Source organism: Streptomyces sp. NPDC051563, from assembly GCF_044454225.1.
Taxonomy (GTDB): Bacteria; Actinomycetota; Actinomycetes; order Streptomycetales; family Streptomycetaceae; genus Streptomyces.
Genome location: NZ_JBITDL010000023.1, coordinates 16,913 through 41,326 on the forward strand (window position 1 = coordinate 16,913; position 24,414 = coordinate 41,326).

The window sequence follows — 24,414 nt, forward strand, 5'->3', positions numbered from 1 at the left end:
TGGTGCGGGGGGCCGACGGCGCGGACCGTCGGCCCCCGGTCTCAGGGCCGCTCGGCGTGGTGGACGCCGAGGGCGGCCAGCCGCGGGCGGTGCCGGGCGAGGGCGGGCAGGAAGTCGCCGGAGTAGTCGCTGGCCGGGTTCCAGGCACGGTCCGCGATCGCGCACAGCCGCGGGTAGGCCAGGTAGTCGAAGCGCTCCTCGGTGGTGACGAACTCGGTCCACAGCTGGGCCTGGGTCCCGAGCACCCGGTCCCGCTCGGCGGCCGTCCACTGGGCGGGGGCGGGCTCGTTGGCGTGCGCGGCGGGCAGGTCGACGATCGCGCCGTCCTGCCCGAGCGGCTCGTCCGCGCGGTCGGACTGCGGGTAGTCGAGGTACGTGGAGCGGTACGGGGACATCACGACGTCATGGCCGAGGCGGGTGGCGGTCAGGCCGTGGTCGGCGTCCCGCCACGGCATCACGGTGAAGTCCTTCGGCAGTGAGCCCTCGCCGGACTCGGCCCAGCAGACCGGGCGGCGGCCGTTGGCCAGCAGGTGGGCGCCGGCCTGGGCGAGGAACCAGCCGCGCAGCTCCCGCGGGTGCGCCAGCCCCAGTTCGGCGGTGCGGGCGAGCGCGGCGGGGCTGGTCTCCCACTCGACGGTGGGGCATTCGTCGCCGCCGAGGTGGACGTAGCGGGAGGGGAAGAGGTCCATGGTTTCGTCGAGCACGGTGCGGCAGAAGTCCAGCACCTCGTCGTGGACGCCGAGGATGTTCTCGCAGACGCCCCACTCGGTCCACACGTCCAGTCGCCGCTCGGGCCGGTTGCCGAGGTGCGGGTAGGCGGCGAGGGCGGCCCGGACGTGGCCGGGCATCTCGATCTCGGGCATGACCGTGATGCCGCGTTCGGCGGCGTACGCGACCAGGTGGCGCAGTTCGTCCTTGGTGTACGCGCCGCCGTGCGGGCGGTCGTCGAAGCGCCCGGAACCGGCCCGGCCGAGCATGCTGCGGGCGCGGACCGAGCCGATCGTGGTGAGCCGGGGGTAGGCGTCGACGGGCATGCGCCAGCCCTGGTCGTCGGTGAGGTGCAGGTGCAGGACGTTGAACTTGTGCAGGGCGAGCCGGTCGACGGTACGCAGGAGCAGTTCGAGGGGCTGGAAGTGCCGGGCGACGTCCACCATGACCCCGCGCCAGGCGTGCCGGGGCCGGTCCGTGATGTCCACGCAGGGCACGGTCCAGCCGACCCCGGGCGCGGGGCGGTCGGCCAGCGCCTCGGGCGGGAGCAGCTGGCGCAGGGTCTGTACGGCGTGGAGCAGTCCGGCGGGGCGGGCGGCGAGCAGCCGCACCTCCTCGGGGGTGACGCGGAGCCGGTACCCCTCCTCGCCGAGCCCGCGTTCGGCGGGGTCGAGCAGCAGCGAGAGCGCTCCCTCGGGGTGCGCCGGCAGCGGCAGCCCCGTGGCGGGGGCGAGCAGGGTGCGCAGCAGGTCGGCCGCGGGAGCGGCGCCACCGGGGGCGTGCACGGTGGTGCGCCCGGTGAAGGTGAAGTGTCCGGCGGCGGGAACGAGCTCGACGGGGGTCGGCAGGATCACGGATTCTCTCCAGAAGGGGCGGGCTCAGCCCTTGACGGCGCCGGCGGTCATCCCGGTGGTGACCTTGTTCTGCAAGAACAGGAAGACCAGCAGGACGGGCAGCATGAACAGGCTGGCGGCGGCCATCGTGGCGCCCCAGTCGGTGCCGAAGACGTTGGCGAAGGAGGACAGCCAGACCGGCAGGGTCCGGGCGTCCTGGTTCTTGATGATCAGGGTGTTGGCGAAGGCGAACTCGTTCCAGGCGGTGATGAAGCCGAAGAGCGAGGTGGAGAGCAGCCCCGGGGCGAGCAGCGGCAAGGTGATCCGCCGGAAGGCCGAGGTGCGGGTGCAGCCGTCGACCAGGGCGGCCTCCTCCAGCTCGGCGGGTATCGAGGCGAGGAAGCCGCGCAGGGTGACGATGGTGAACGGCAGGGTGGTCATGAAGTAGACCAGGGTCAGCATGGTCAGGCTGTCGAGCATGTCGGTGTCGCGGGCGATGACGTACATCGGGATCAGCAGCGCCTCCCAGGGCGCCATCTGCGCGGTGAACACGAGGAGCAGGAAGGCCCGTCGGCCGCGCCAGCGCATCCGGCCGACCGCGAAGGCGGAGAGCAGCGCGACCACGAGCGCCAGGAGCACCGCCCCGAGGGTCACCAGCAGGCTGTTGCGCCAGTAGGTGCCGAAGCCGGGGGCACCGACCGCGGTGACGAAGTGGTCCAGGGTGGGGTGCAGCGGCAGGAAGCCGGGGGTCTCGGACTGGATCTCGCCGGTCGGCTTGAAGGCGGTGATCACCATCCAGTACACCGGGAAGGCCGAGGTGACCAGGACGGCCAGGGCCGCCAGGGTGAGCGGAAGCCGGCGCAGGGCGCGGACCGCAGTGGCGGAGGTACTCACGGGTTCTCGCCTTCCTGGCGGTACATCCGGCGCAGGGTCGCGACCAGCGCGACGAGCAGGATCAGCACGGTCAGCGTGGACGCGGCCGAGCCGACGTCGTACTTGTGCAGGGACTGGGCGATCTGGAAGGCGTACACGGGCAGGGTGGTGGTCGCGCCGTTGGGACCGCCCTGACTGACCACCCAGATCTGGGCGAAGCACTTGAAGGTCCAGATCACCTCCAGCGAGGTGATCAGCGCGAACAGCGGCCGCAGCATCGGGAAGGTGACCAGGCGGAAGGTCTGCCAGGCGCCGGCGCCGTCGAGCCGGGCGGACTCGTACAGCTCGGCGGGGATGGTGGTCAGCCCGCCGTACAGGGTGAGCGCGGCGAACGGCACCGACTGCCAGACGACGAGGGCCACCAGGATGGCGAAGGTGGACCGGTCGTGCGCGAACCAGGCGTACTCCCGGAAGCCGTGCATCCCCAACTGGTCAAGGATCCAGTTGACCACTCCGAAGCGGGACTGGAACAGCCACTGGAAGATGGTGGTGGCGGCGATCACCGGGGTGGCCCAGGTGAGCACCAGCGCACTCATCACGGCGAGCCGCATCCGGCGGCCGAGCCGGATGAGCATCAGGGCGATCAGCGTGCCGAGGCCGGTGATCAGCGCGGTGTTGAGCAGGGTCCACCCCAGGGTGCGGCGGACCACTTCCCAGAACTCCGGATCACCGAGCAGCGCGGTGTAGTTGGCGGCGCCGACGAACGGGGCGCGGCCGTGGATCAGTTCGGCCATCCGGAAGTGCTGGACCGAGATGAGCAGGTTCCGCAGCAGCGGATAGACCAGGAGGAACGCCGCGCCCACCACGGTGGGGGCGACCAGCAGGTACGGCCAGACCCGGGTGCGGGCCGGCGGAGGAGCGGTGGACACGGCGGTGACTCTCCTGTCGGGAGGCGCTGTTCAGGAGGGGCTGGTCAGGAAGCGCTGTTCAGGAGCGCTGGTCAAGAAGCGCTGGTCAGGAACCGCCGGTCAGGAAGCGCTGTTGAGGGCCTTGGTGATGGCCTCGGAGGCGGTCTTGCCCGCTGCGTCCGGGTCCGCGCCGGTGAGCACCTGGGTCATGTACTGCTTGATCGGGTTGTTGGCCTCGACGGCCGCCCAGTTCGGCGAGTTGGGGGTGCCGCGCCCGCTCACCGCGCCCGCCGCCATCGCCACCGCGCCCTCGTTGCCGGCCAGCACCCCGGCGAGCGAGGTGCGGTTGGGGACGTAGCTCATCTCCTTGGCCATCTCGCTCTGCCACTTCGCCCCGGCCAGCGCCTTGACCACCTCGTACGCGGCGGCCTGGTGCTTGGACGCCTCGGGGATCACCAGGTCCGAGCCGCCGGTGAAGACCGCGCCCGGCTTGTCGGCGGTCTTGCCGGGGATGGGGAAGAAGCCGAGCTTGTCCTTCAGTGCCGGGTTGGCCTTGATGATCGCGTTGGCCCCGCCCGGGGTGGAGATCACCTGGGCGCTCTTGCCCTTGGCGAAGACCTCCGCCTGCAGGGGCTTGGCCTCGTCGGAGTCCTTGGGCCCCTTGCCCAGCGCCTGCAGCTTCTTGTAGAACTCGACGCCGGCCCGGGCCTGCGGGGTGTCCAGGGCCCCCTTCCACTTGCCGTCCGAGCCCTTGACCGCGAGGTCCCCACCCTCGTCCCAGACGAAGCCCGCCAGCGCGTACCAGGTCTGGCCCGCGAGGTAGATGCCGTCGTTGCCGCCGGCGTTGAGCTTCTCGGTGTCGGCGATCCACTCCTCCCGGGTCTTCGGCGGGGCCGTGATGCCGGCCTGCGCGAAGAGGTCCTTGTGGTAGATCACCACGCGGTTCGCCGCGTACCAGGGGATGCCGTACTGCTTCCCGTCGATCTTCCCGGGCTCCGCCAGGCCGGGGATCCAGTCCGCGCCTTCGAGCTCGGTGACCTTGTCGCTGAGGTCGTGCACACCGCCGCTGGCCGCGTACTGGGCGACCTGCGTATTGCCGACCTCGATGACGTCCGGGGCGTCCTTGCTGGCCAGCGCACTGGTGATCTTCTGGCCGATGCCGTCCCACTCCTGGATCTGGATGTCCAGGGTGGTGCCCGCGTGGGTGGCCTCGAAGTCGGACTTGAACTTCGCGAGATAGCCGTCGGTCACGCTGTCGCGCATGATCCAGACCGTCAGCTCGGCCGGACCGGCCGAACCGCCGGAGGAGCCCGGGGAGTCCCCGGAGGAGGAGCAGCCGGCCAGGCCCGCGCCGGTCAGCGCGAGGGTGAGGGCTGCTGCGACGGGAAGCAGGCGCGGACGCGCGGGATTTCTCACGGTTTTGCCACCTCAAGGGGGAGGACTGGACAACTTTGCCAGTTGACCAACTGGTAAGCGATGGAGAGAAGGTGACACAGCCTCCGAGAGTGGTCAAGACCTCTGGATGGCCGGAAACCGCGCCCAGGGCAAGGGGAGTCACGGGGAAATGACGGATACCGCCCCCACGACAGGTATGATCCAACTGGTCAAATACGGGAACTGGTCTGATCAGACAGGGTGGAAGGGCGCAGCGATGACCGAGGGGATGCCGGGGGCAGCGGTGAAACGGACCCGGGTCCGCGCGTACCTACGCGAGCTGGTGGACTCCGGAGCACCCGGAGACGCCATCCCGTCCGAACGGACGCTCTCCGAGGAACTCGGCGTCTCCCGCCCCACCCTGCGCGCCGCCGCCGACGAACTGGTGGCCACCGGGCTGCTGGTCCGCGAGCACGGCCGGGGCATGTTCGTGGCCCCCGCCAAGATCACCCAGGAACTGGCGCCGGCCGGCGCCGAGCCCGGCTTCAGCCTCCCGAAGGCCTCCGGCAGCTGGGCCAGCCGCGTACTGGAGTTCACCACCCTGCCGGCCGGCGCCGGCATCGGCCGCAAGCTGCGCCTCTCCCCGGCCGCCGCAATCTTCTCCATCGTCCGGCTGCGCCTGGTGGACGGCGAACCGATGGCCATCGAGCACCTGCACGTCCCCGCCGAGCTCACCCCCGGCCTGTCCCCCGCCGACATGGAAAGCGGCGACTTCTACCAGCTGCTCGGCACCGCGCACGGGGTCAAGGTCCACGAGGCGGTGCAGGCCATCGAGCCGACCGTGGTCAGCGAGCAGGAGGCGAGGCTGCTCGGCGTACCGGTCCTCTCCCCGGCCCTGCGCTTCGAGCGGCTCACCAGCGACCGCGACGGGCGGCCCGTGGAGTTCGTGCACTCGGTCTACCGCGGCGACCGCTACCGGATGATCTCCCGGATCTCCCTCACCGCGCCCGGCCAGGACGACGGCCCGCCCCCGGCGGACGGCCCGCAGCACCACCCCGGCATCCCGCCGGGCGACCTGCCCACACGCGTCACCGGCCGAACCGTCACCCACGGAGACATCCAGCCGGTGCTCTGACCCACACCCCGCCGCCGATACCCCGACGACGCGGCAGCACCACCCGGGGTCACGCCGTGCCCGGGGCAGGCACATGCCCTCTTCAGCCGCCAACAACCTTCGGGAACAGGCCAGCTCGGCGATGAAGAGATGCAGTCCCGCATCCGCCGTGCGCTACGCCTCCAGGCCGGACAGCACGTCGCCGCCGGCACGTTCCAGCCCGCGCAGCCCGACACGACCCGCCTCGGCGGCCCGTACGACGGCGCGTGCCCAGCCTCCCCGGAGACCGCGATCCGCCAGGTCCTCGATGCACCGCACCACACCTGCGCCGCGGACAGCCGCAAGGACTTCAGATGGACCAGAGTTCCGCCGTCTGCCCGGCTGCACCGATCCGGAGATCCCACGGCTGCAAGAGAAGCGTGTGCGCAGGGCAGAAGGTTTCTTCTGACCTGCGGTGGTGGGGCGGGTGGGACTCGAACCCACGGCCGACGGATTATGAGTCCGCTGCTCTAACCGGCTGAGCTACCGCCCCTTCACGGCGTGGCGCGTACATGTGTGCGCGCCGTCTGCCGCAGCATAGCCGCTCATACGATCTCCTGCCTCGGATGCCTCGCATGATCGGCTTCGCCTGCCCAGAGAGACCGCATCGAGCCCTGCGCGGTTGCGTGTGGAGGGCAGAAAAAGGAAAAAGGACCCACCAGGGGTCCTCGTTCCTTCTTGCTCCCCCGACTGGACTCGAACCAGTAACCTGCCGATTAACAGTCGGCTGCTCTGCCAATTGAGCTACAGGGGACCGCGCTCCCCCGACTGGACTCGAACCAGTAACCTGCCGATTAACAGTCGGCTGCTCTGCCAATTGAGCTACAGGGGATTGCTGCGTTGCACCGAACAGCCCACCTCCGGCCTTGGCCAGGGGGCGAGCGCCCGTTGCGAGTCATAGATTAGCGCAAGCAGGGGGGTGCTCCGCCAATCGGTATCGCCAGCGGGCCGGGCACCACACGACGAAGGGTGACAGGCATGCGGTACAAGGTCACGTTCGCGGTCGGGCTGGCCCTCGGGTACGTGCTCGGAACCCGGGCCGGACGCGAGCGGTATGAACAGTTGAAGAAGTCCGCGCGCGAGTTCGCGCAGAACCCGGCCGTCCGCAACGCCGCCGAGAGCGCAGGTCAGAGCAGCCGGGAGTTCGCCGGCAAGGCCTTCGCCGCGGTGAGCGACAAGGTGGGCGACGCGGTGCCGGACGCCCTCTCCGGGCGGGTACGGGGCTTGCGGGCACGGGTCGGTGGGAACGGCGCGGCCGAGGACGACTGGGGCACCAGCAACACCTGACCGCCCCGGTCAGGTGTCGCAGGTCCTCGTACGGGCCCCGCGCGCCGGGGGCCCGTACGAGGAGCCGCGGGGTTCCACATAAGGGACGGGGCCGCTCCGGGGCGGTCGAGACCACTCCCGCGTGCGGCAGAATTCTCCGCATGGGGATAGTCGCCGGGCTGGACAGCTCTTCCACGTTCACACGCATCGTCGTCTGTGACACCGAGACGGGCGCCGTGCTGCGCCAGGGGTACGCCCCTCATCCGCAGCCCACCGGCGAGGCGGTGCCGCACGAGACCGATCCGCAGGCCTGGCTGCTCTCGCTCGGCGAGGCCGCCGGCGGCGGGCTCCTCGAAGGGGTCCAGGCCATCGGGGTCTCCGCGCAGCAGCACGGGCTGCTCCCGCTGGACGCGCAGGGCGGCCTGGTCCGTCCGGCCCTGATCGGCAACGACAAGCGCGGCCAGGCCGCCGCCGCCGACCTGATCGAGTCCTTCGGCGGACGGCAGGCCTGGGCCGAGGCCGTCGGCTCCGTCCCCCATGCGGCGCAGCCCGTGGCGAAGCTCGCCTGGCTGGCCCGTACCGAGCCGGAGGCGGCCCGGCGGGTGGCCGTCCTGATGTCCCCGCACGACTGGCTGGTGTGGCAGCTGCTGGGCCGCCCGGTGCGGCGCACCACCGACCGGGGCGGCGCCTCGGGCACCGGCTACTGGTCGGCGGCCGCCAGCTCCTACCGCCCGGACCTGGTCGAGCTGGCGCTGGGGCACCGGGCGCTGCTGCCCGAGGTGCTCGGCCCGGCCGAAGCCGCCGGGACCACCCCCGAGGGGCTGCTGATCTCCGCCGGCACCGGGGAGACCATGGCGGCCGCGCTCGGGCTGGGCATGGGACCCGGCGACGCCGTGGTCTCGCTGGGCGCGTCCGGGTCCGTGATGGCGGTGCACCGCGAGGCGCTGCCGGAGCCGGGCGGGCTGATCACCTCCCTCGCCGACGCCACCGGGCTGCACCTGCCGGTGGTGAACACCCTGAACGCCGTACGGGCCCTGCGCGGCACCGCCGAACTGCTGGGCACCGACCTGGACGGGCTGAGCGAGCTCGCGCTGAAGTCGACCCCGGGCGCGCACGGACTCGTACTCCTGCCGTACCTGGAGGGCGAGCGGACGCCGAACCTGCCGCACACCGCCGGAACCCTGTCGGGGCTGCGCCGGGACTCCATGAAGCCGGAGCACCTCGCGCGGGCCGCCTTCGAGGGCATGCTGTGCGGGCTGGCGGACGCGCTCGACGTGCTGCGCAGCCGCGGGGTGGAGATCCGCCGGGTGTTCCTGCTCGGGGCGGCCGCCGAACTGCCGGCCGTACAGGCCTTCGCACCCGGACTGTTCGGCACGCAGGTCCTCGTACCGGCGCCGGCCGACTACGCGGCCCTGGGCGCGGCCCGTCAGGCGGCGTGGGCGCTCGGTGTGGCGCAGGGCACCGCGGCCCCGAACACCCCGCCGGTGTGGCCGGCGCCCGCGGCGCAGCTGTTCGAGCCGGACGAGGAGTACCCGGCCTGGCAGGGCGCCCGCCAGCAGTACATCGCGACCCGGGACCAGATCCACCCGGGGGCCTTCTGACGGCCGGGCCGGACGCGGCCTACGCCCTCCCGCGCCCGGCCTACTCCTTTTGACCGGGCTTTACGAAAAGCGGTGGGTTCCGGCCTCCGGTTGGCAGAAGATGGAGTGAACCCCCTCGATCATGCCGACCGGAGCCTGCGCGTGCTCATACGACTTCTGCGGACCCACCTGGGGCCGTACCGGAAACCGATCGCCGTGCTGGTCCTGCTGCAACTGCTGCAGACCAGCGCGAGCCTCTACCTGCCCACGCTGAACGCCGACATCATTGACAACGGTGTCGTCAACGGCGACACCGGCTACATCCTGCGTTTCGGCGCCCTGATGCTCGGCGTCTCACTGGTCCAGCTCGTCTGCAACGTCGGCGCCGTCTACTACGGCGCCCGTACCGCCGCGGCCTTCGGCCGGGACGTCCGGGCCGCCGTCTTCGACCGCGTGCAGAGCTTCTCGGCGCGTGAGCTCGGCCACTTCGGCGCCCCGTCGCTGATCACCCGTACGACGAACGACGTGCAGCAGATCCAGATGCTCGTGCTGATGACCTTCACGCTGATGGTCTCCGCGCCGATCATGTGCGTCGGCGGCATCTTCATGGCGCTGTCGCTGGACGTGAAGCTCTCGGGCGTGCTGCTCGCCGTCGTCCCGATCCTCGGCCTGTCGGTCGGCGCGATCGTGCTGAGGACCCGCCCGCTGTTCCGGAAGATGCAGACGCGTCTGGACACGGTCAACCGGGTCCTGCGCGAGCAGATCACCGGCAACCGGGTGATCCGCGCCTTCATCCGCGACGACTACGAGAAGGACCGCTTCCGCGAGGCCAACGCCGACCTGACCGGCGTCTCGCTGGCGGCCGGCAAGCTGCTCGCGCTGATGTTCCCGACCGTGATCTTGGTCGTGAACATCTCCAGCGTGGCCGTCATCTGGTTCGGCGCCATGCGCATCGACAGCGGCGGCATGGAGATCGGCCAGCTGACGGCCTTCCTCGCCTACCTGATGCAGATCGTCATGTCCGTGATGATGGCCACCTTCATGTTCATGATGGTGCCGCGCGCCGAGGTCTGCGCCGAGCGCGTCCAGGAGGTCCTGGACACCGACTCCAGCGTGGTCCCGCCCACCGACCCGGTCCGCGAGCTCGCCCGCCACGGCCTGCTGGAACTGCGCGGCGCCGACTTCCGCTACCCGGGTGCCGAGGCCTCCGTGCTGCGCGGGGTCGACCTCGTGGCCCGCCCCGGCGAGACCACCGCGGTGATCGGCTCGACCGGCAGCGGCAAGTCCACGCTGCTGGGGCTGATCCCCCGGCTCTTCGACGCGACCGGCGGCGACGTGCTCGTCGACGGCGAGGACGTACGGCGCCTCGACCCGGACCTGCTCGCCCGGACGGTCGGCATGGTGCCGCAGAAGCCGTACCTCTTCTCCGGGACCGTGGCCAGCAACCTGCGCTACGGGCGCCCCGACGCCACCGACGAGGAGCTGTGGCACGCGCTGGACGTCGCGCAGGCCAAGGGCTTCGTCTCCGAGCTGGAGGGCGGGCTCGACGCGCCGATCAGCCAGGGCGGTACCAACGTCTCCGGCGGCCAGCGCCAGCGGCTCGCGATCGCGCGCACGCTCGTACAGCGCCCGGAGATCTACCTGTTCGACGACTCCTTCTCGGCCCTGGACTACGCCACGGACGCGGCGCTGCGCTCCGCGCTCGCCCGCGAGACCGAGGAGGCGACCGTGGTCATCGTCGCCCAGCGGGTCTCCACGATCCGCGACGCGGACCGGATCATCGTCCTCGACGAGGGCCAGGTGGTGGGCGAGGGGCGCCACCACGAGCTGATGGCCGGCAATGAGACCTACCGGGAGATCGTGCTCTCCCAGCTGACGGAAGCGGAGGCGGCGTGAGCGGGCCCGGAGGACGGATGATGATGGGACCGCCGACGACGCGGTCCATGGACTTCAAGGGGTCGGGCAAGCGGCTGCTGAGCGCGCTGGCGCGGGACCGGGTCAAGCTGTGGGGCATGATCATCGCGGTCGTCGGCAGCGTCGCCGCGTCGGTGACCGGCCCGAAGATCCTCGGTCAGGCCACCGATCTGGTGTTCGCGGGGATCGTCGGCCGGAACTTCGACAAGGGCCTCACCAAGCAGCAGGCGCTGGACGGCATGCGCGCCAGGGGCGAGGGCGGGATGGCGGACATGCTGTCCGGCACCGACTTCACCCCGGGCAAGGGCATCGACTTCGGCGCGGTCGGTTCGGTGGCGCTGTGGGCGCTGGCCGTCTTCACGGTCGCCGGTCTGCTGATGCTGGTCGCCACCCGGCTGTCGAACCACATCATGAACGGCACCGTGTACCGGATGCGCGAGGAGCTGCAGGCGAAGCTGTCGCGGCTGCCGTTGTCGTACTTCGACCAGCAGAAGCGCGGCGAGGTGCTCAGCCGGGCCACGAACGACATCGACAACATCGGGCAGACGATCCAGCAGACGATGGGTCAGCTGCTCAACTCGCTCCTGACGATCGTCGGCGTGCTGGCGATGATGTTCTGGATCTCGCCGCTGCTCGCACTGGTCGCCCTGGTGACCATCCCGGTGTCCGGGTACGTCGCCGCGAAGATCGGCAAGAAGTCGCAGCCGCAGTTCGTGGCGCAGTGGAAGTCCACGGGCGCCCTGAACGCGCACGTCGAGGAGATGTACTCGGGCCACACCCTGGTCAAGGTCTTCGGCCGGCAGAAGGAGTCCGCGGCGCTGTTCGCCGAGCAGAACGAGGCGCTGTACCGGGCCTCCTTCAAGGCGCAGCTGGTCAGCGGGATCATGCAGCCGGTGATGCTGTTCGTCTCGAACATCAACTACGTGCTCGTCGCGGTGGTCGGCGGTCTGCGGGTGGCCTCGGGCACCCTGTCGATCGGTGACGTGCAGGCCTTCATCCAGTACTCGCGGCAGTTCTCGATGCCGCTCACGCAGGTCGCCTCCATGGCGAACCTGGTGCAGTCCGGCGTCGCCTCCGCGGAGCGGGTCTACGAGCTGCTGGACGCCCCGGAGCAGGAGGCGGACGCGGAGGTTCCGGAGCGTCCGGAGAACCTGCGCGGCCAGGTCACCTTCGACAAGGTCGCCTTCCGCTACGAGGCCGACAAGCCGCTGATCGAGAACCTCTCGCTCACGGTCGACCCGGGCAACACGGTCGCGATCGTCGGCCCGACCGGCGCGGGCAAGACCACGCTGGTCAACCTGCTGATGCGGTTCTACGAGGTCACCTCCGGGGAGATCGCCCTCGACGGGGTGGACATCGCGAAGATGACCCGCGAGGGACTGCGCAGCGGCATCGGCATGGTGCTCCAGGACACCTGGCTGTTCGGCGGCACCATCGCGGAGAACATCGCCTACGGGGCCACCCGCGAGGTCACGCGCGCCGAGGTCGAGGAGGCCGCGCGGGCGGCCCACGCCGACCGGTTCATCCGCACCCTGCCCGAGGGCTACGACACGGTGCTGGACGACGAGGGGGCCGGCGTCAGCGCGGGCGAGAAGCAGCTGATCACCATCGCGCGGGCGTTCCTGTCCGACCCGGTGATCCTGGTGCTCGACGAGGCGACGAGCTCGGTGGACACCCGTACCGAGGTGCTGATCCAGAAGGCGATGGCGCGCCTCGCGCACGGCCGTACGTCCTTCGTGATCGCGCACCGGCTCTCCACCATCCGCGACGCGGACCTGATCCTGGTGATGGAGAGCGGCTCGATCGTGGAACAGGGCACGCACGAGGAGCTGCTGCTGTCGGGCGGCGCGTACGCGCGGCTGTACGCGGCGCAGTTCGCGCAGGCGGTGGCCGAGGTCGACTAGCGCGGCCGGGTACCGGGAGGGGCGTCCTTCGGGGCGCCCCTTTCCCGTTTCCCCCGGGGCGTCCTCAGTCCAGATAGCCGCGCAGCTGGTCCGCGAAGGCGTGGTCGCGAAGCTTGTTGAGGGTCTTGGACTCGATCTGCCGGATCCGCTCCCGGGTCACCCCGAAGATCCGCCCGATCTCCTCCAGGGTGCGCGGCCGGCCGTCGGCGAGCCCGTAGCGGAGCTGGACGACCTTGCGCTCCCGCTCGCCGAGGGTCGAGAGCACCGCTTCCAGGTGCTCGCGGAGCAGGAAGAACGCGGCCGATTCGACCGGCGAGGCGGCGTCCCCGTCCTCGATGAGGTCGCCGAGCGCGACGTCGTCCTCCTCGCCCACCGGTGCGTGCAGCGAGACCGGCTCCTGCGCGAGGCGCAGCACCTCCAGGACCCGCTCGGGGGTCAGCTCCAGGTGGACGGCGACCTCTTCGGCGGTGGGCTCGTACCCCCGCTCCTGGAGCATGCGGCGCTGGACGCGCACGACCCGGTTGATCAGCTCCACGACGTGGACGGGCACCCGGATGGTGCGGGCCTGGTCGGCCAGCGCCCGGGACATGGCCTGGCGGATCCACCAGGTGGCGTAGGTGGAGAACTTGTAGCCGCGGGCGTAGTCGAACTTCTCGACGGCCCGGATCAGGCCGAGGTTCCCCTCCTGGACCAGGTCGAGCATGGTCAGTCCGCGGCCGACGTAGCGCTTGGCGACGGAGACGACGAGCCGCAGGTTCGACTCGATGAGACGGCGTTTGGCCATGCGGCCCATGACGACGAGCTTGTCGAGGTCGAGGGTGAGCTGCAGGTCGAGGGCGGCTCCGCTGCCGAGCTTCTCCTCCGCGAACAGGCCCGCCTCCACGCGGCGCGCGAGCTCGACCTCCTCGACGGCGGTGAGCAGCGGGATCCGGCCTATCTCGCGCAGGTACTGCCGGAACAGGTCGGCGGACGGCCCCGCTCCACCGGAGCCCTCCGCCGGGCGCTTGCGCGGCGGGGGCACCTTCTCCCGCAGCTCCGGGCCCTCCAACTCCTCGGCCCCTCCGGCCTCCTCGGCCTCCTCCTCGTGCATGGCGTCGGCCTCGGCCTCGGCCTCGGCCTCTTCGGCCGCGGGCACTTCGGCGGGCGGGCTGACGGTGACGGTCAGGCTCTGGGTCTGCACGGGGGCGACCTCCACAGGGCTCCGAGGACGGGTGCACCGCACCTCAGTGTGGGGTACGACACATCGCTGCCACGAGGGGCGTGCGACCACTTTCTGGGTCCGGTGCGTGACCCATGGTTACCCCCGGACCAGAACCCCGATGCGGACCGGACGCATGTCCGAGGAGGGCGGGGCCGTCGGCTCCCCCTGCCCCTCCGGCTCCGACGTGTGGGTGAGCCGGGCGGGTGGGATGCTGAGCAGCACGATCATCGGTCGGTCCGGCCCCGTGGAGGTGTCCGTGCCCCACTCGAACCCGCCTCCGGGGTGGCGCCGCAGGGACAGCCGCCCGCCGGCCGGGCCCCTGGCGCCCCGGACCGCTCCGAAGCGGCCCAGGACCGCACTGATCGTGGTGCTCGGAGTGCTCGCCGCGCTGATCGCACTGGGCCTGACCGGTCTGCTGATCACCGTCGTCGATCCCGGTGGTGACCGTACGAAGGGCCGGGACGGGGAGAGTTCCCGCTCCGAGACACCCGCCACCGTTGCGCCCCCGGCTCCCAACTCCCCTGCGCCCGACTCACCTGCCCCCAGCTCCCGGCCGACCGGGCAGCCGGCCGAACCCGACCGGGGGCCGACGGGGGACGTGAAGATCGACTCCTGCGGGGTGGATCCCACCACACGCTGGCCCTCCGCCGGGCTGACCATCACCAACAGCGGCAAGCGGACCAGCACCTACCTCGTGAGCATCGAATTCCTCGGCCCCACCGGAACCCGGCTGGCCGAGGGTGCGGGCATCAGCAACGGCCTGGCACCCGGGCAGCGGGCCGAAGTGAAGGCCGCGGCCCTCGCCCGACTGACGGAGAACGCGATCACCTGCAAGGTGCTCAAGGTGGACCGGATCGCACCCTGAGGGCGGTCCGGCCGGTGCGCAGACACGTCAGGCCGGCTCGACGCGGACCGCGCAGACCTTGAACTCCGGCATGCGGGAGACCGGGTCCAGTGCCGGGTTGGTCAGGGTGTTGGCGCGGCCCTCGCCCGGCCAGTGGAAGGGCATGAAGACGGTGTCCGCGCGGATGGTGTCCGTGATGCGGGCCGGGGCGACCGCGCGGCCGCGGCGGGAGGTGACCGCGAGGGGGGCTCCGTCGACCGCGCCGATGCGGGCCGCGAGGCGCGGGTGGAGTTCCACGAAGGGGCCGGGGGCGGCTGCGTTGAGCTCGTCGACCCGGCGGGTCTGCGCCCCCGACTGGTACTGGGCGACGACCCGGCCGGTGGTGAGGAGGAGCGGGTACTGCGCGTCCGGGAGCTCGGCGGCGTCCCGGTGGGAGACGGGCACGAAGCGGGCCCGGCCGTCCTCGGTGGCGAAGCGGTCCAGGAAGAGCCGCGGGGTGCCGGGGTGGGGCTCCTCGGGGGAGCCCTCCCCGTGGCCGGGCTCCCCCGAGGAGGACTGCGCGGGATCGGGCTGCGCGGACCGGACGGCGGCGGGGCAGGGCCAGAAGACGCCCTGTTCGGCTTCGATACGCGCGTACGTGATGCCCGAGTAGTCCGCCGGGCCGCCCGCCGAGGCGCGGCGCAGCTCCTCGAAGACCTCCTCGGGGTCGGCCGGGAAGGCCTTCGGCATGCCGAGGCGGGTGGCCAGGCCGTGCAGGACCTCCAGGTCGGAGCGGACCCCCGGCGGCGGGGTCAGGGCGCGGCGGCGGAGCAGGACGCGGCCCTCCAGGTTGGTGGTGGTGCCGGTCTCCTCCGCCCACTGGGTGACCGGGAGGACCACGTCGGCCAGGGCCGCCGTCTCGGAGAGGACCACGTCGGCGACGGCCAGGAAGTCCAGGGAGCGGATGCGGTCCTCTATGTGGGCGGCGCGGGGGGCCGAGACCACCGGGTTGGAGCCCATCAGGAGGAGGGCCTTGACGTCCGAGCCGAGTGCGTCGAGGAGTTCGTAGGCGCTGCGGCCCGGGCCGGGGAGGGTGTCGGGGTCCACGCCCCAGACCCCGGCGACGTGGGCGCGGGCCGCCGGGTCGGTGAGCTTGCGGTAGCCGGGGAGCTGGTCGGCCTTCTGGCCGTGCTCGCGGCCGCCCTGGCCGTTGCCCTGGCCGGTGAGGCAGCCGTAGCCGGAGAGCGGGCGGCCGGCCCGGCCGGTGGCGAGGCACAGGTTGATCCAGGCTCCGACGGTGTCGGTGCCCTTGGACTGCTGCTCGGGGCCGCGTGCGGTGAGCACCATCGCGGAGTCGGGGGCGCAGAACATCGCCACCGCCTCGCGGAGTCCGGGGACGGGGACGCCGGTGATGCGCTCCACGAGCTCGGGCCAGTGCGCCATCGCGGCGGCGCGGGCCTCATGCCAGCCGCTGGTACGCCCGGCGATGAACTCCTCGTCCGTGTGCCCGCCCGCCACCACGAGGTGCAGCAGGCCGAGCGCCAGCGCCAGGTCGGTGCCGGGGCGCGGGGCCAGGTGCAGGTCGGCCTGTTCGGCGGTGCGCGTGCGGCGCGGGTCTACGACGATCAACGTGCCGCCGTTCTCGCGGAGTTCCCGGAAGAAGCGCAGGGCGGGGGGCATGGTGTCGGCGGGGTTGGAGCCGACGAGGATGACGCAGCCGGTCCGGGGGATGTCCTCCAGCGGGAAGGGCAGACCCCGGTCGAGCCCGAAGGCCCGCTGGTGCGCGGCGGCGGCCGAGGACATGCAGAACCGGCCGTTGTAGTCGATCTGCGAGGTGCGCAGGGCGATGCGGGCGAACTTCCCGAGGGCGTAGGCCTTCTCGTTGGTCAGCCCGCCGCCGCCGAACACCCCGACCGCGTCGGCCCCGTACGACCGCCGCGTGCGGGCGAGTCCCTCGGCGACGGCGTCGAGGGCCTCCTCCCAGGTGGCCGGCTCCAGCCGCCCGGCGCGGCTCCGGACGAGCGGCTCGGTGAGGCGCACCCGGGAGGAGAGCACGGCGGGCGCGGTGCGGCCCTTGCCGCACAGCGCGCCCCGGTTCACCGGGAAGTCGGCCCGTTCCTCCACGATCACGCCCGCGCCGCCGGGCTCGGGGCGCAGGTTCATGCCGCACTGCAGCGCGCAGTACGGGCAGTGCGTGGCGGTGACGGCGCGAGAGGGGGGCATGCGGCCCAGCGTGCGTCGGCGGTGTTTCGCGGGCCGGCGCACCGCGTTACGAGTCTGGGTGCTCCGCCTCAGCACGCCCCGGCGGCCGCGGTGAGGTGGCCCGGCGCACGGGAGGGGCCGGGGATCCCGGCGTACACGATCCGGGCGCCGGGGCCCGGCTCACTGCCCCGTCAGGTACTTCACCGTGAGGCCCGCCGTCCAGCCGCCGTCGACCGCGAGTTCGGCGCCGGTCATGTAGCCCGCGGCGTCCGAGAGGAGGAAGGCGACGGCGGCGGCGATCTCCTCGGGGAGGCCGACGCGGCCGAGGGGGGCGCCGGGGTAGTTGCCCTCGCCCGCCTGGATGCCGACCGGGGCCGTCATGGGGGTGAGCGTCATGCCGGGGTGGACGGAGTTCACGCGGATCCGGGATTCCGCGAGCTCGACCGCGCCGATCTTCGACAGTCCGCGCACGCCCCACTTGGAGGCTCCGTAGCCGGCGGTCAGGGCGAGGCCGGTGAGGCCGGCGGCGGAGGAGATGTTGACGATGGAGCCGCCGCCGTTCGCGCGCAGCAGCGGGATCGCGGCCTTGATGCCGATGAAGACGCCGACCAGGTTGATCTCGACGACCTTGCGGAAGTGCTCGACGCTCTCGTGTTCCAGGAACTGGCCGGTGGAGATGCCCGCGTTGTTGACCAGCCCGTCGATGCGGCCGAACTCGGCGAGGGCGAAGGCGAGGGCCGCGTCCCAGTCGGCTTCGCTGGTCACGTCGTGCCGCAGGAAGCGTGCCGCGTCGCCCGGCTTGGCCGCCGTCTCGGCGCCCTCGGCCTCCAGGACGTCGGTGATCAGCACCTTGCCGCCGCCGTCCACGACGGCCTGTGCGGCCGCCGCGCCGAGGCCGCGGGCCCCTCCGGTGACGACGACGACCTTGCCGCTCAGATCCACAACAGCCACGGTTCCACACCCCTGACGCACGAGACGGATCGGTATATGACTAATCGGCATATGCCGGTGAGGGCGTCAGTCTGCCAGAGAGGCCAGGGCGCGCGACACCCCCTCCTCCTTCGGCCCCAGGAACCGCGGCTCCGGCTCGAAGACCGCGTCCATGACCGCCTTGCCCGCCGCGAAGACCTCGCGGGCCCCGCCGTAGTACCAGGTCGCGTCGTGCACGTCGGACACCCCGACCCCGTACGAGTCCACGCCCGCGGCCCGGCACAGCGCGACGGCCCGGCGGATGTGGAAGCCCTGGCTGATCAGCACCGCCCGGTGCACGCCGAAGACCTCCCGGGCCCGCACGCAGGAGTCCCACGAGTCGAAGCCGGCGTAGTCGCTGACGACGCGGGCGTCGGGCACCCCGTGGCCCGTCAGGTACGCGCGCATCGCGTCGGGCTCGTCGTAATCGGTACGGCTGTTGTCGCCGGTGACCAGGACGACCTTGACCTTCCCCGCCCGGTAGAGCTCGACGGCGGCGTCGAGCCGCCGCGCGAGGTACGGGGTGGGCCGGCCGTTCCACAGCCCGGCGCCGAAGACCACGGCCACCTCGGCGGGGGGCGCGTCGGCGGTGGTCCGCAGCCGGGGTCCGGCGGACGCGTGCGTCCACGCGGAGGGCAGCAGGGCCAGCACGCAGCCCGCCATCACCAGCTGCACGGCCCGCCGCCGGGCGCGCACGGTGCGGGGCGGCCCGATCGGTACGGCCCTCAGCCGCCGCCACGCCGCCCGCGGCAGTCCTCGTAGCACTGGACGCCTCAATCGATCCCCCTGTTGCCCGGTCGTGTGGTGACCTGCCGGTTCCGGTGGCCCCGTCGTCTACGGACGCGTGTACGGTCCCGCCGGTTTCCCGGCGCCCGCCCGGTCGCCGTCCACCCGCCTGTGAGCAGCCGGAAAACACCCGTCACCCCGGCGCAACGCAGGGGCAACCTGCCACGCGCAGGATCGGTTCATGACGGAGCCGGCGCACCCTCCCGAGCCCATGCCCCTTCCGCACCTTCCGCGCCTTCCACCTCTCCTGCCTGTCCAACACCTCCCGCACCTCCCAGCGCTCCCGCCCCTCCCACCACTTCCGCCCGCGACCACGGCGGAGCTGCTGACCCGGATCACCGCCCAGCTCGGTACGCAGCTCAGCGGTCTGCGTCCCCGACACCACGCAGGAGTCCTCCCATGCAGCAGCCCGCCCTCGTCGCCGTGGCCCACGGCAGCCGCGATCCGCGCGCCCTCCACACCGTCGAAGCCCTGCTCGAACGGGTCCGTGAGCTCCGCCCCCGTCTCGACGTCCGGCTCGGTCACATCGAGCTGAACCACCCGCTGCTGGACCACACCCTCGAACGGGCCTCCGGAGCCGCCGTGCTGGTGCCGCTGCTGCTCGGGCGCGGTACCCACGTCAAGCGGGACCTCCCGGCCGCCGCCGCCCGCGCCGGGCAGCTGCGGACCCGGGTCGCCGCCCCGCTCGGACCGCATCCGCTGCTCGTCGAGGCCCTGTACGAGCGGCTCGTGGAGGCCGGCTGGAGCGCCGGGTCGGCGGTGGTGCTGGCCGCCGCCGGGTCCCGCGACCCCGACTCCGCGACCGATGTGCGGGCCACCGCCGCGCTGCTCTCGGAACGCCTCGGCGCGGTGCCCGTGGTGGCCGCCTACGCCTCGGGCACCGCGCCTTCCGTGCCCGCCGCCGTACGGGCCCTGGCCGCGCGGGGCCTCCACCGGGTGGCGGTCGCCTCCTACTTCACCGCTCCGGGCCGCTTCGCCGCCGCGAGCGCCGCCGCCGCCCCGGGCCCGGCCGCCGCCCCGCTGGGCGCGCATCCGGCACTGGCCCGGCTGGTGCTCCAGCGCTACGACGAAGCCGCCGCCGCGCTCGCAGGACCCGTAGCGCACGAGCAGCCGCTCGAACTGGCCACCGCTTGAGGGTCTGGTTGGTTCGCTATCGCTCGGATTGCTCCTCTTGACTCGTCTTGTCGGCCCGTGCGGTTACCGTTTGGACCATGGAAGGCATGGAAGGCACCACCGCACCTGTCCGCCCCGGCTCCGCCCCGTCCGGGGAGCCGTACGATCCCGCCGATACCGAGCGCTGGGCCACCGAGCCCGACAAACGGCCCGGGCGGACCGCCTTCCAGCGCGACCGGGCCCGTGTGCTGCACTCCGCCGCCCTGCGCCGGCTCGCCGGGAAGACCCAGGTGGTGACCCCGGGGACGCGGTCGTACGACTGGGACGCGAGCCCTCGTACGCGGCTGACGCACTCCCTGGAATGCGCCCAGGTCGGCCGGGAGCTCGGCGCCGCGCTCGGCTGCGATCCCGATCTGGTCGAAGCCGCCTGCCTCTCGCACGACATGGGGCACCCGCCCTTCGGCCACAACGGCGAGGAGGCGCTCAACGAGTTCGCCAAGGACTGCGGCGGTTTCGAGGGCAACGCCCAGTCGCTGCGGCTGCTGACCCGGCTGGAGCCCAAGCGGTTCGTCCCCGATCCGGTGAGCGGCGAGCTGGTCAGCGTCGGGCTCAACCTCACCCGGGCCTGCCTGGACGCCGCCACCAAGTACCCCTGGGCGCGCGGGGACCACCCCACCGACCCGGGCTCGGTGAAGTTCGGCGCCTACGAGGACGACCTGCCCGTCTTCGAGTGGCTGCGCCGCGGTGCGCCCGCGGACCGCAAGTGCTTCGAAGCGCAGGTCATGGACTGGTCGGACGACGTGGCGTACTCCGTGCACGACTTCGAGGACGGCCTGCACGCCGGCCACCTCGACCCGAACCTGCTCTTCGCCGAGCCCGAGCGCACGGAGATCTGGCGGGTGGCCATCGGCCGGTACGTGCCCTCCGACACCGAGCCGGAGGAACTGCGCGAGGCCCTGGACCGTTTGATGGAGCAGGAGTGGTGGCCGCACGGGTACGACGGCTCGGCCGTGGCCCAGGCCCGGCTGAAGGACGCGACCAGTCAGCTGATCGGGCGTTTCTGCCTGGCCGCCGAGGGCGCCACCCGGCAGGCGTACGGGACCGGCCGGCTGACCCGGTACGCGGCGGAGCTGGTGGTGCCGCGCGAGGCCCGCAACGAGTGCGCGGTGCTGAAGGCGGTGGCCGACCTGTACGTCATACAGCGCGACGAGCAGGAGCGGATCCGAGCCGATCAGCGGATCGTCCTGGCCGAGCTGGCGGAGGCCGTCAGTGCCCGCGCGCCCGAGGGTCTGGATCCGCAGTTCCGTGCGATCTTCGACGAGGCTCCGGACGACCGGGCCAGGAAGCGGGCGGTCGTGGACCAGATCGCGGCCCTCACGGACGCCTCCGCGCGCTCCCTTCACGCCCGCCTCACCCAGCGCGCGCGACGCGCCGAACGGTGAGCCGATCGGGCCACTCCCCCTTCACGCGGCAGGCTCGGTGCGGGACGCTCGCATGTGGTCGCATGTGGCGCAGAGGTTATGAGGAGGCATCAGGTGGTCGACGCACACCGGACGTTCGTCATCGTGGGCGCAGGGCTCGCCGGGGCTAAGGCGGCCGAAACGCTGAGGTCGGAGGGGTTCACGGGCCGGGTGATCCTGATCGGCGACGAACGCGAGCATCCCTACGAGCGGCCTCCGCTCTCCAAGGGCTACCTGTCGGGCAAGGAGGAGCGCGAGAGCGTCTTCGTGCACGAGGCCTCCTGGTACGCGGCCTCCGACATCGAGCTGCACCTCGGCCAGCCCGCGGTCCAGCTCGACCGGGAAGCCAAGAAGGTGGTCCTCGGCGACGGCACGGCGCTGCCCTACGACAAACTGCTGCTCGCCACCGGCGCCGAACCGCGCCGGCTCGACATCCCGGGCACCGAGCTGGTCGGGGTGCACCACCTGCGCCGGCTCTCCCACGCGGAGCGGCTGCGCAAGGCCCTGGCGGGCCTGGGCCGGGACAACGGACACCTGCTGATCGCGGGCGCCGGCTGGATCGGCCTGGAGGTCGCGGCGGCCGCCCGCGGGTACGGGGCCGAGGTCACCGTGATCGAGCCCGCGCCCACCCCGCTGCACGCGGTGCTCGGTCCGGAGGTCGGCCGGCTCTTCGCCGACCTGCACACCGAGCACGGGGTCCGCTTCCACTTCGGCTCCCACCTGACGGAGATCGTCGGGCACGACGGCATGGTGCTGGCGGCCCGTACGGACGACGGGGACGAGCACCCGGCGCACGCCGTCCTCGCGGCGATCGGGGCCTCCCCGCGGACCGCGCTGGCGGAGACCTCGGGCCTGGCCCTGGTGGACCGGGAGCACGGGGGCGGGATCGCCGTGGACGCCTCGCTGCGCACCTCCGACCCGGACGTCTTCGCCGTCGGGGACGTGGCGGCCGCGCACCACCCGGTGCTGGGGACGCGGCTGCGGGTGGAGCACTGGGCGAACGCGCTCAACGGGGGGCCGGCCGCCGCCCGGGCGATGCTGGGGCAGGAGGTCTCGTACGACCGGGTCCCGTACTTCTTCTCCGACCAGTACGACGTGGGTCTGGAGTACTCGGGGTACGCCCCGGCGGGCGGCTACGACCAGGTGCTGATCCGCGGGGACGCGGGCAAGCGGGAGTTCATCGCCTTCTGGCTCTCGGACGGCCGGGTGCTGGCCGGGATGAACGTGAACGTGTGGGACGTCACCGAGGACATCCAGGCCCTGATCAGGTCGAAGGCCCCGGTGGACCGCGAGAAGCTGGCGGATCCGTCGATTCCGCTTTCGGCGCTGATTCCGGCGGAGGGGGCCTGACGGGATTGCCTCCGCCCGGCCGTAGACTTCACGGGTGGCAGGACGGATCAACGACGACGACGTGAAGGCGGTACGGGACGCGGTCCCGATCGACGCCGTGGTCTCCGAGTACCTCCAGCTGCGCAACGCGGGCGGCGGCAACCTCAAGGGCCTCTGCCCCTTCCATGACGAGAAGTCCCCGTCCTTCCAGGTCAGCCCCAGCAAGGGCTTCTACCACTGCTTCGGCTGCCAGGCGGGCGGGGACACCCTCGACTTCGTCATGAAGATCGACCACCTCTCCTTCTCGGAGGCGGTGGAGCGGCTCGCCGGCCTGGCCGGCATCACCCTGCGGTACGAAGAGGGCGGCTACACCGCCGGCACCAGCGGGCGCGGCGAGCGCATCCGGCTGGTCGAGGCGCACAAGGCCGCGGCCGCGTTCTACATGGAGCAGCTCGGCAGCGCCGAGGCGGAGATCGGCCGCAAGTTCCTGGCCGAGCGCGGCTTCGACCAGGCCGCCGCCCAGCACTTCAGCGTCGGCTACAGCCCGGCCGGCTGGGACCACCTGACGCGCTTCCTGCGCGGCAAGGGCTTCAGCGACAAGGAACTGATCACCTCGGGCCTGGCCCAGGACAGCCGCAGCGGCAAGCCCATCGACCGCTTCCGCGGCCGGCTGATGTGGCCCATCCGCGACATCAGCGGCGAGGTCGTCGGCTTCGGCGCGCGCAAGCTGCGCGACGACGACAACGGCCCCAAGTACCTGAACACCCCCGAGACCGCGATCTACAAGAAGTCCCAGGTGCTCTACGGCATCGACCTGGCCAAGAAGGAGATCGCCAAGACCTCCCTGGCCGTCGTGGTCGAGGGCTACACCGACGTCATGGCCTGCCACATGGCCGGGGTCACCACCGCGATCGCCACCTGCGGCACCGCCTTCGGCGGCGACCACATCAAGATCCTGCGCCGGCTGCTCATGGACAACGCGACCGCCGAGGTGATCTTCACCTTCGACGGGGACGCGGCCGGGCAGAAGGCCGCGCTGCGGGCCTTCGAGGACGACCAGAAGTTCGCCGCGGAGACCTCCATCACCATCGCCCCGGGCGGCATGGACCCCTGCGACCTGCGCCTGGCCAAGGGCGACGCGGCCGTCTCCGGGCTGGTCGAGGCCCGCACCCCGCTGTTCGAGTTCGCGCTGAAGCACATCGTGGCCCGGCACAACCTGGAGAACCCGGCGGGGCGGGCGGCCGCGCTGGAGGAAGCCGCCCCGATCATCAAAAAGATCAAGAACGTCGCCATCCAGCACGAGTCCGCGGTCCAGCTCGCGGGCATGCTCGGCATGCGCGACGAGCAGTTCGTGGTCAAGCGGATCGCCCAGCTCGACCGCTGGGCCCGGGAGCGCGGCAACCAGCCCCAGCAGCAGCGCCGGGGGCAGTCGTCCGGCGGCCCGGGTCACTCCGGCCACGCGTACGAGGACATCCCGGCGCCGTCCGCCGGCCCCACGGGTCCCGCGCTGAACCTGCGCAGCCCCGCCCACATCACCGAGCGCGAGCTGCTCAAGCTGGCGCTGCAGCGACCGGCCCTGGTCTCCCCGGCGTTCGACGCGTACGGGATGGACGAGTTCACCGCCCCGCCCTACGCGGCAGTCCGCCAGGCCATCCTCGACGCCGGCGGCGCCTCGCTCGGCACGGAGGACTACCTGACCCGGGTCCGGGACGCGGCGCCGAACGACACCGTCCGCGCGCTGGTCACCGAGCTCGTCGTCGAGGCCATCCACGCGAAGACCGTGGACGAGGTCTACGCCGGGGTCCAGCTGGTCCAGGTCAGGCTCCGCGCGGTCGACCGCCGGGTGCACGAGATCCAGGGCACCCTGGCCCGCCTCGGCCACCAGGGCGCGCCGGAGCAGCTGGCGGCCGTCCAGGAGGAGCTGTGGGTCCTCCAGCAGTACGGGCAGCGCCTGCGCAACCGCGGCGCGGAAGGCCTGTAGCCCGGCCCGTCGGAGGCCTTTGACCCCCATCGGAGGC

18 protein-coding genes, 3 tRNA genes and 1 pseudogene are annotated in these 24,414 nt (G+C 72.1%); 10 read left to right on the top strand and 12 right to left on the bottom strand.

What is annotated here, in order from left to right:
* Nucleotides 1-41 precede the first annotated feature (41 nt).
* The 4 genes from ACIA8F_RS26025 to ACIA8F_RS26040 all read right to left on the bottom strand — a co-directional run bounded on the left by ACIA8F_RS26025 (nucleotide 42) and on the right by ACIA8F_RS26040 (nucleotide 4,738).
* Entirely contained in the window at nucleotides 42-1,562 is a 1,521-nt protein-coding gene (locus ACIA8F_RS26025; protein ID WP_399382265.1) for a beta-N-acetylhexosaminidase, read from the bottom strand.
* 24 nt (nucleotides 1,563-1,586) lie between these two features.
* Nucleotides 1,587-2,435 carry a carbohydrate ABC transporter permease gene (locus ACIA8F_RS26030; protein ID WP_399382267.1) on the bottom strand — a complete coding sequence of 283 codons (849 nt, stop codon included), beginning with the start codon at nucleotides 2,433-2,435 and terminating at the stop codon, nucleotides 1,587-1,589.
* Nucleotides 2,432-3,343 (bottom strand): carbohydrate ABC transporter permease, encoded by a 912-nt coding sequence (locus tag ACIA8F_RS26035; RefSeq protein WP_399382268.1) that lies wholly within the window; start codon nucleotides 3,341-3,343, stop codon nucleotides 2,432-2,434. The genes ACIA8F_RS26030 and ACIA8F_RS26035 overlap by 4 nt, the downstream gene beginning before the upstream one ends.
* 99 nt (nucleotides 3,344-3,442) lie before the next feature.
* A complete protein-coding gene (locus ACIA8F_RS26040; protein WP_399382269.1) occupies nucleotides 3,443-4,738 on the bottom strand; it encodes an extracellular solute-binding protein in 1,296 nt (431 codons plus the stop codon).
* Nucleotides 4,739-4,973: 235 nt separating this feature from the next.
* Between ACIA8F_RS26040 and ACIA8F_RS26045 the strand changes: the two genes are divergently transcribed.
* Nucleotides 4,974-5,831, top strand: coding sequence for a GntR family transcriptional regulator (locus ACIA8F_RS26045; RefSeq protein ID WP_399382271.1), 858 nt, complete (start codon nucleotides 4,974-4,976; stop codon nucleotides 5,829-5,831).
* Nucleotides 5,832-5,984: 153 nt separating this feature from the next.
* On the opposite strand, the gene ACIA8F_RS26050 is transcribed toward ACIA8F_RS26045, so the two are convergent.
* The 4 genes from ACIA8F_RS26050 to ACIA8F_RS26065 form a co-directional block, all read right to left on the bottom strand.
* Complete coding sequence (locus ACIA8F_RS26050; RefSeq protein WP_399382272.1) at nucleotides 5,985-6,128, bottom strand: hypothetical protein; 144 nt, start codon at nucleotides 6,126-6,128, stop codon at nucleotides 5,985-5,987.
* Nucleotides 6,129-6,265: 137 nt separating this feature from the next.
* Nucleotides 6,266-6,342: transfer RNA gene (locus tag ACIA8F_RS26055), tRNA-Ile, on the bottom strand.
* Nucleotides 6,343-6,530: 188 nt separating this feature from the next.
* Nucleotides 6,531-6,603, bottom strand: a tRNA-Asn gene (locus ACIA8F_RS26060).
* Nucleotides 6,604-6,608: 5 nt separating this feature from the next.
* Nucleotides 6,609-6,681, bottom strand: a tRNA-Asn gene (locus ACIA8F_RS26065).
* Between the two features lie 146 nt (nucleotides 6,682-6,827).
* On the opposite strand from ACIA8F_RS26065, the gene ACIA8F_RS26070 reads away from it, so the two are divergent.
* The 4 genes from ACIA8F_RS26070 to ACIA8F_RS26085 all read left to right on the top strand — a co-directional run bounded on the left by ACIA8F_RS26070 (nucleotide 6,828) and on the right by ACIA8F_RS26085 (nucleotide 12,513).
* Nucleotides 6,828-7,136: a YtxH domain-containing protein gene (locus tag ACIA8F_RS26070; protein WP_399382274.1), complete on the top strand. Its 309-nt coding sequence runs from the start codon at nucleotides 6,828-6,830 to the stop codon at nucleotides 7,134-7,136.
* 140 nt (nucleotides 7,137-7,276) lie between these two features.
* Nucleotides 7,277-8,716, top strand: coding sequence for an FGGY family carbohydrate kinase (locus tag ACIA8F_RS26075; RefSeq protein ID WP_399382276.1), 1,440 nt, complete (start codon nucleotides 7,277-7,279; stop codon nucleotides 8,714-8,716).
* Between the two features lie 141 nt (nucleotides 8,717-8,857).
* Nucleotides 8,858-10,591: an ABC transporter ATP-binding protein gene (locus ACIA8F_RS26080; protein WP_399382278.1), complete on the top strand. Its 1,734-nt coding sequence runs from the start codon at nucleotides 8,858-8,860 to the stop codon at nucleotides 10,589-10,591.
* Complete coding sequence (locus ACIA8F_RS26085; RefSeq protein ID WP_399382279.1) at nucleotides 10,588-12,513, top strand: ABC transporter ATP-binding protein; 1,926 nt, start codon at nucleotides 10,588-10,590, stop codon at nucleotides 12,511-12,513. Before ACIA8F_RS26080 ends, ACIA8F_RS26085 begins: the two co-directional genes overlap by 4 nt.
* Before the next feature lie 64 nt (nucleotides 12,514-12,577).
* Here ACIA8F_RS26085 and ACIA8F_RS26090 read toward each other — a convergent pair whose 3' ends face one another.
* Nucleotides 12,578-13,693 carry an RNA polymerase sigma factor gene (locus ACIA8F_RS26090; RefSeq protein WP_399382281.1) on the bottom strand — a complete coding sequence of 372 codons (1,116 nt, stop codon included), beginning with the start codon at nucleotides 13,691-13,693 and terminating at the stop codon, nucleotides 12,578-12,580.
* 139 nt (nucleotides 13,694-13,832) lie between these two features.
* Here ACIA8F_RS26090 and ACIA8F_RS26095 point away from each other — a divergent pair, with 139 nt between their 5' ends.
* Nucleotides 13,833-14,579 (top strand): hypothetical protein, encoded by a 747-nt coding sequence (locus ACIA8F_RS26095; RefSeq protein WP_399382283.1) that lies wholly within the window; start codon nucleotides 13,833-13,835, stop codon nucleotides 14,577-14,579.
* 27 nt (nucleotides 14,580-14,606) lie between these two features.
* Here ACIA8F_RS26095 and ACIA8F_RS26100 read toward each other — a convergent pair whose 3' ends face one another.
* The 3 genes from ACIA8F_RS26100 to ACIA8F_RS26110 all read right to left on the bottom strand — a co-directional run bounded on the left by ACIA8F_RS26100 (nucleotide 14,607) and on the right by ACIA8F_RS26110 (nucleotide 18,371).
* Nucleotides 14,607-16,760, bottom strand: coding sequence for a molybdopterin oxidoreductase family protein (locus ACIA8F_RS26100; RefSeq protein WP_399382284.1), 2,154 nt, complete (start codon nucleotides 16,758-16,760; stop codon nucleotides 14,607-14,609).
* Nucleotides 16,761-16,919: 159 nt separating this feature from the next.
* A complete protein-coding gene (locus ACIA8F_RS26105; protein WP_399382286.1) occupies nucleotides 16,920-17,741 on the bottom strand; it encodes a glucose 1-dehydrogenase in 822 nt (273 codons plus the stop codon).
* Between the two features lie 15 nt (nucleotides 17,742-17,756).
* On the bottom strand, nucleotides 17,757-18,371 hold the full coding sequence (locus tag ACIA8F_RS26110) for a vancomycin high temperature exclusion protein (protein WP_399382409.1): 615 nt from the start codon (nucleotides 18,369-18,371) through the stop codon (nucleotides 17,757-17,759).
* Between the two features lie 304 nt (nucleotides 18,372-18,675).
* Here ACIA8F_RS26110 and ACIA8F_RS26115 point away from each other — a divergent pair.
* The 4 genes and pseudogenes from ACIA8F_RS26115 to dnaG all read left to right on the top strand — a co-directional run bounded on the left by ACIA8F_RS26115 (nucleotide 18,676) and on the right by dnaG (nucleotide 24,377).
* Nucleotides 18,676-19,628, top strand: a pseudogene (locus ACIA8F_RS26115) (sirohydrochlorin chelatase).
* 77 nt (nucleotides 19,629-19,705) lie between these two features.
* Nucleotides 19,706-21,049: a deoxyguanosinetriphosphate triphosphohydrolase gene (locus ACIA8F_RS26120; protein WP_399382288.1), complete on the top strand. Its 1,344-nt coding sequence runs from the start codon at nucleotides 19,706-19,708 to the stop codon at nucleotides 21,047-21,049.
* 93 nt (nucleotides 21,050-21,142) lie between these two features.
* Nucleotides 21,143-22,417: an NAD(P)/FAD-dependent oxidoreductase gene (locus ACIA8F_RS26125; protein WP_399382290.1), complete on the top strand. Its 1,275-nt coding sequence runs from the start codon at nucleotides 21,143-21,145 to the stop codon at nucleotides 22,415-22,417.
* A gap of 34 nt (nucleotides 22,418-22,451) precedes the next feature.
* A complete protein-coding gene (gene dnaG / locus ACIA8F_RS26130; protein ID WP_399382292.1) occupies nucleotides 22,452-24,377 on the top strand; it encodes a DNA primase in 1,926 nt (641 codons plus the stop codon).
* Nucleotides 24,378-24,414: the final 37 nt, after the last annotated feature.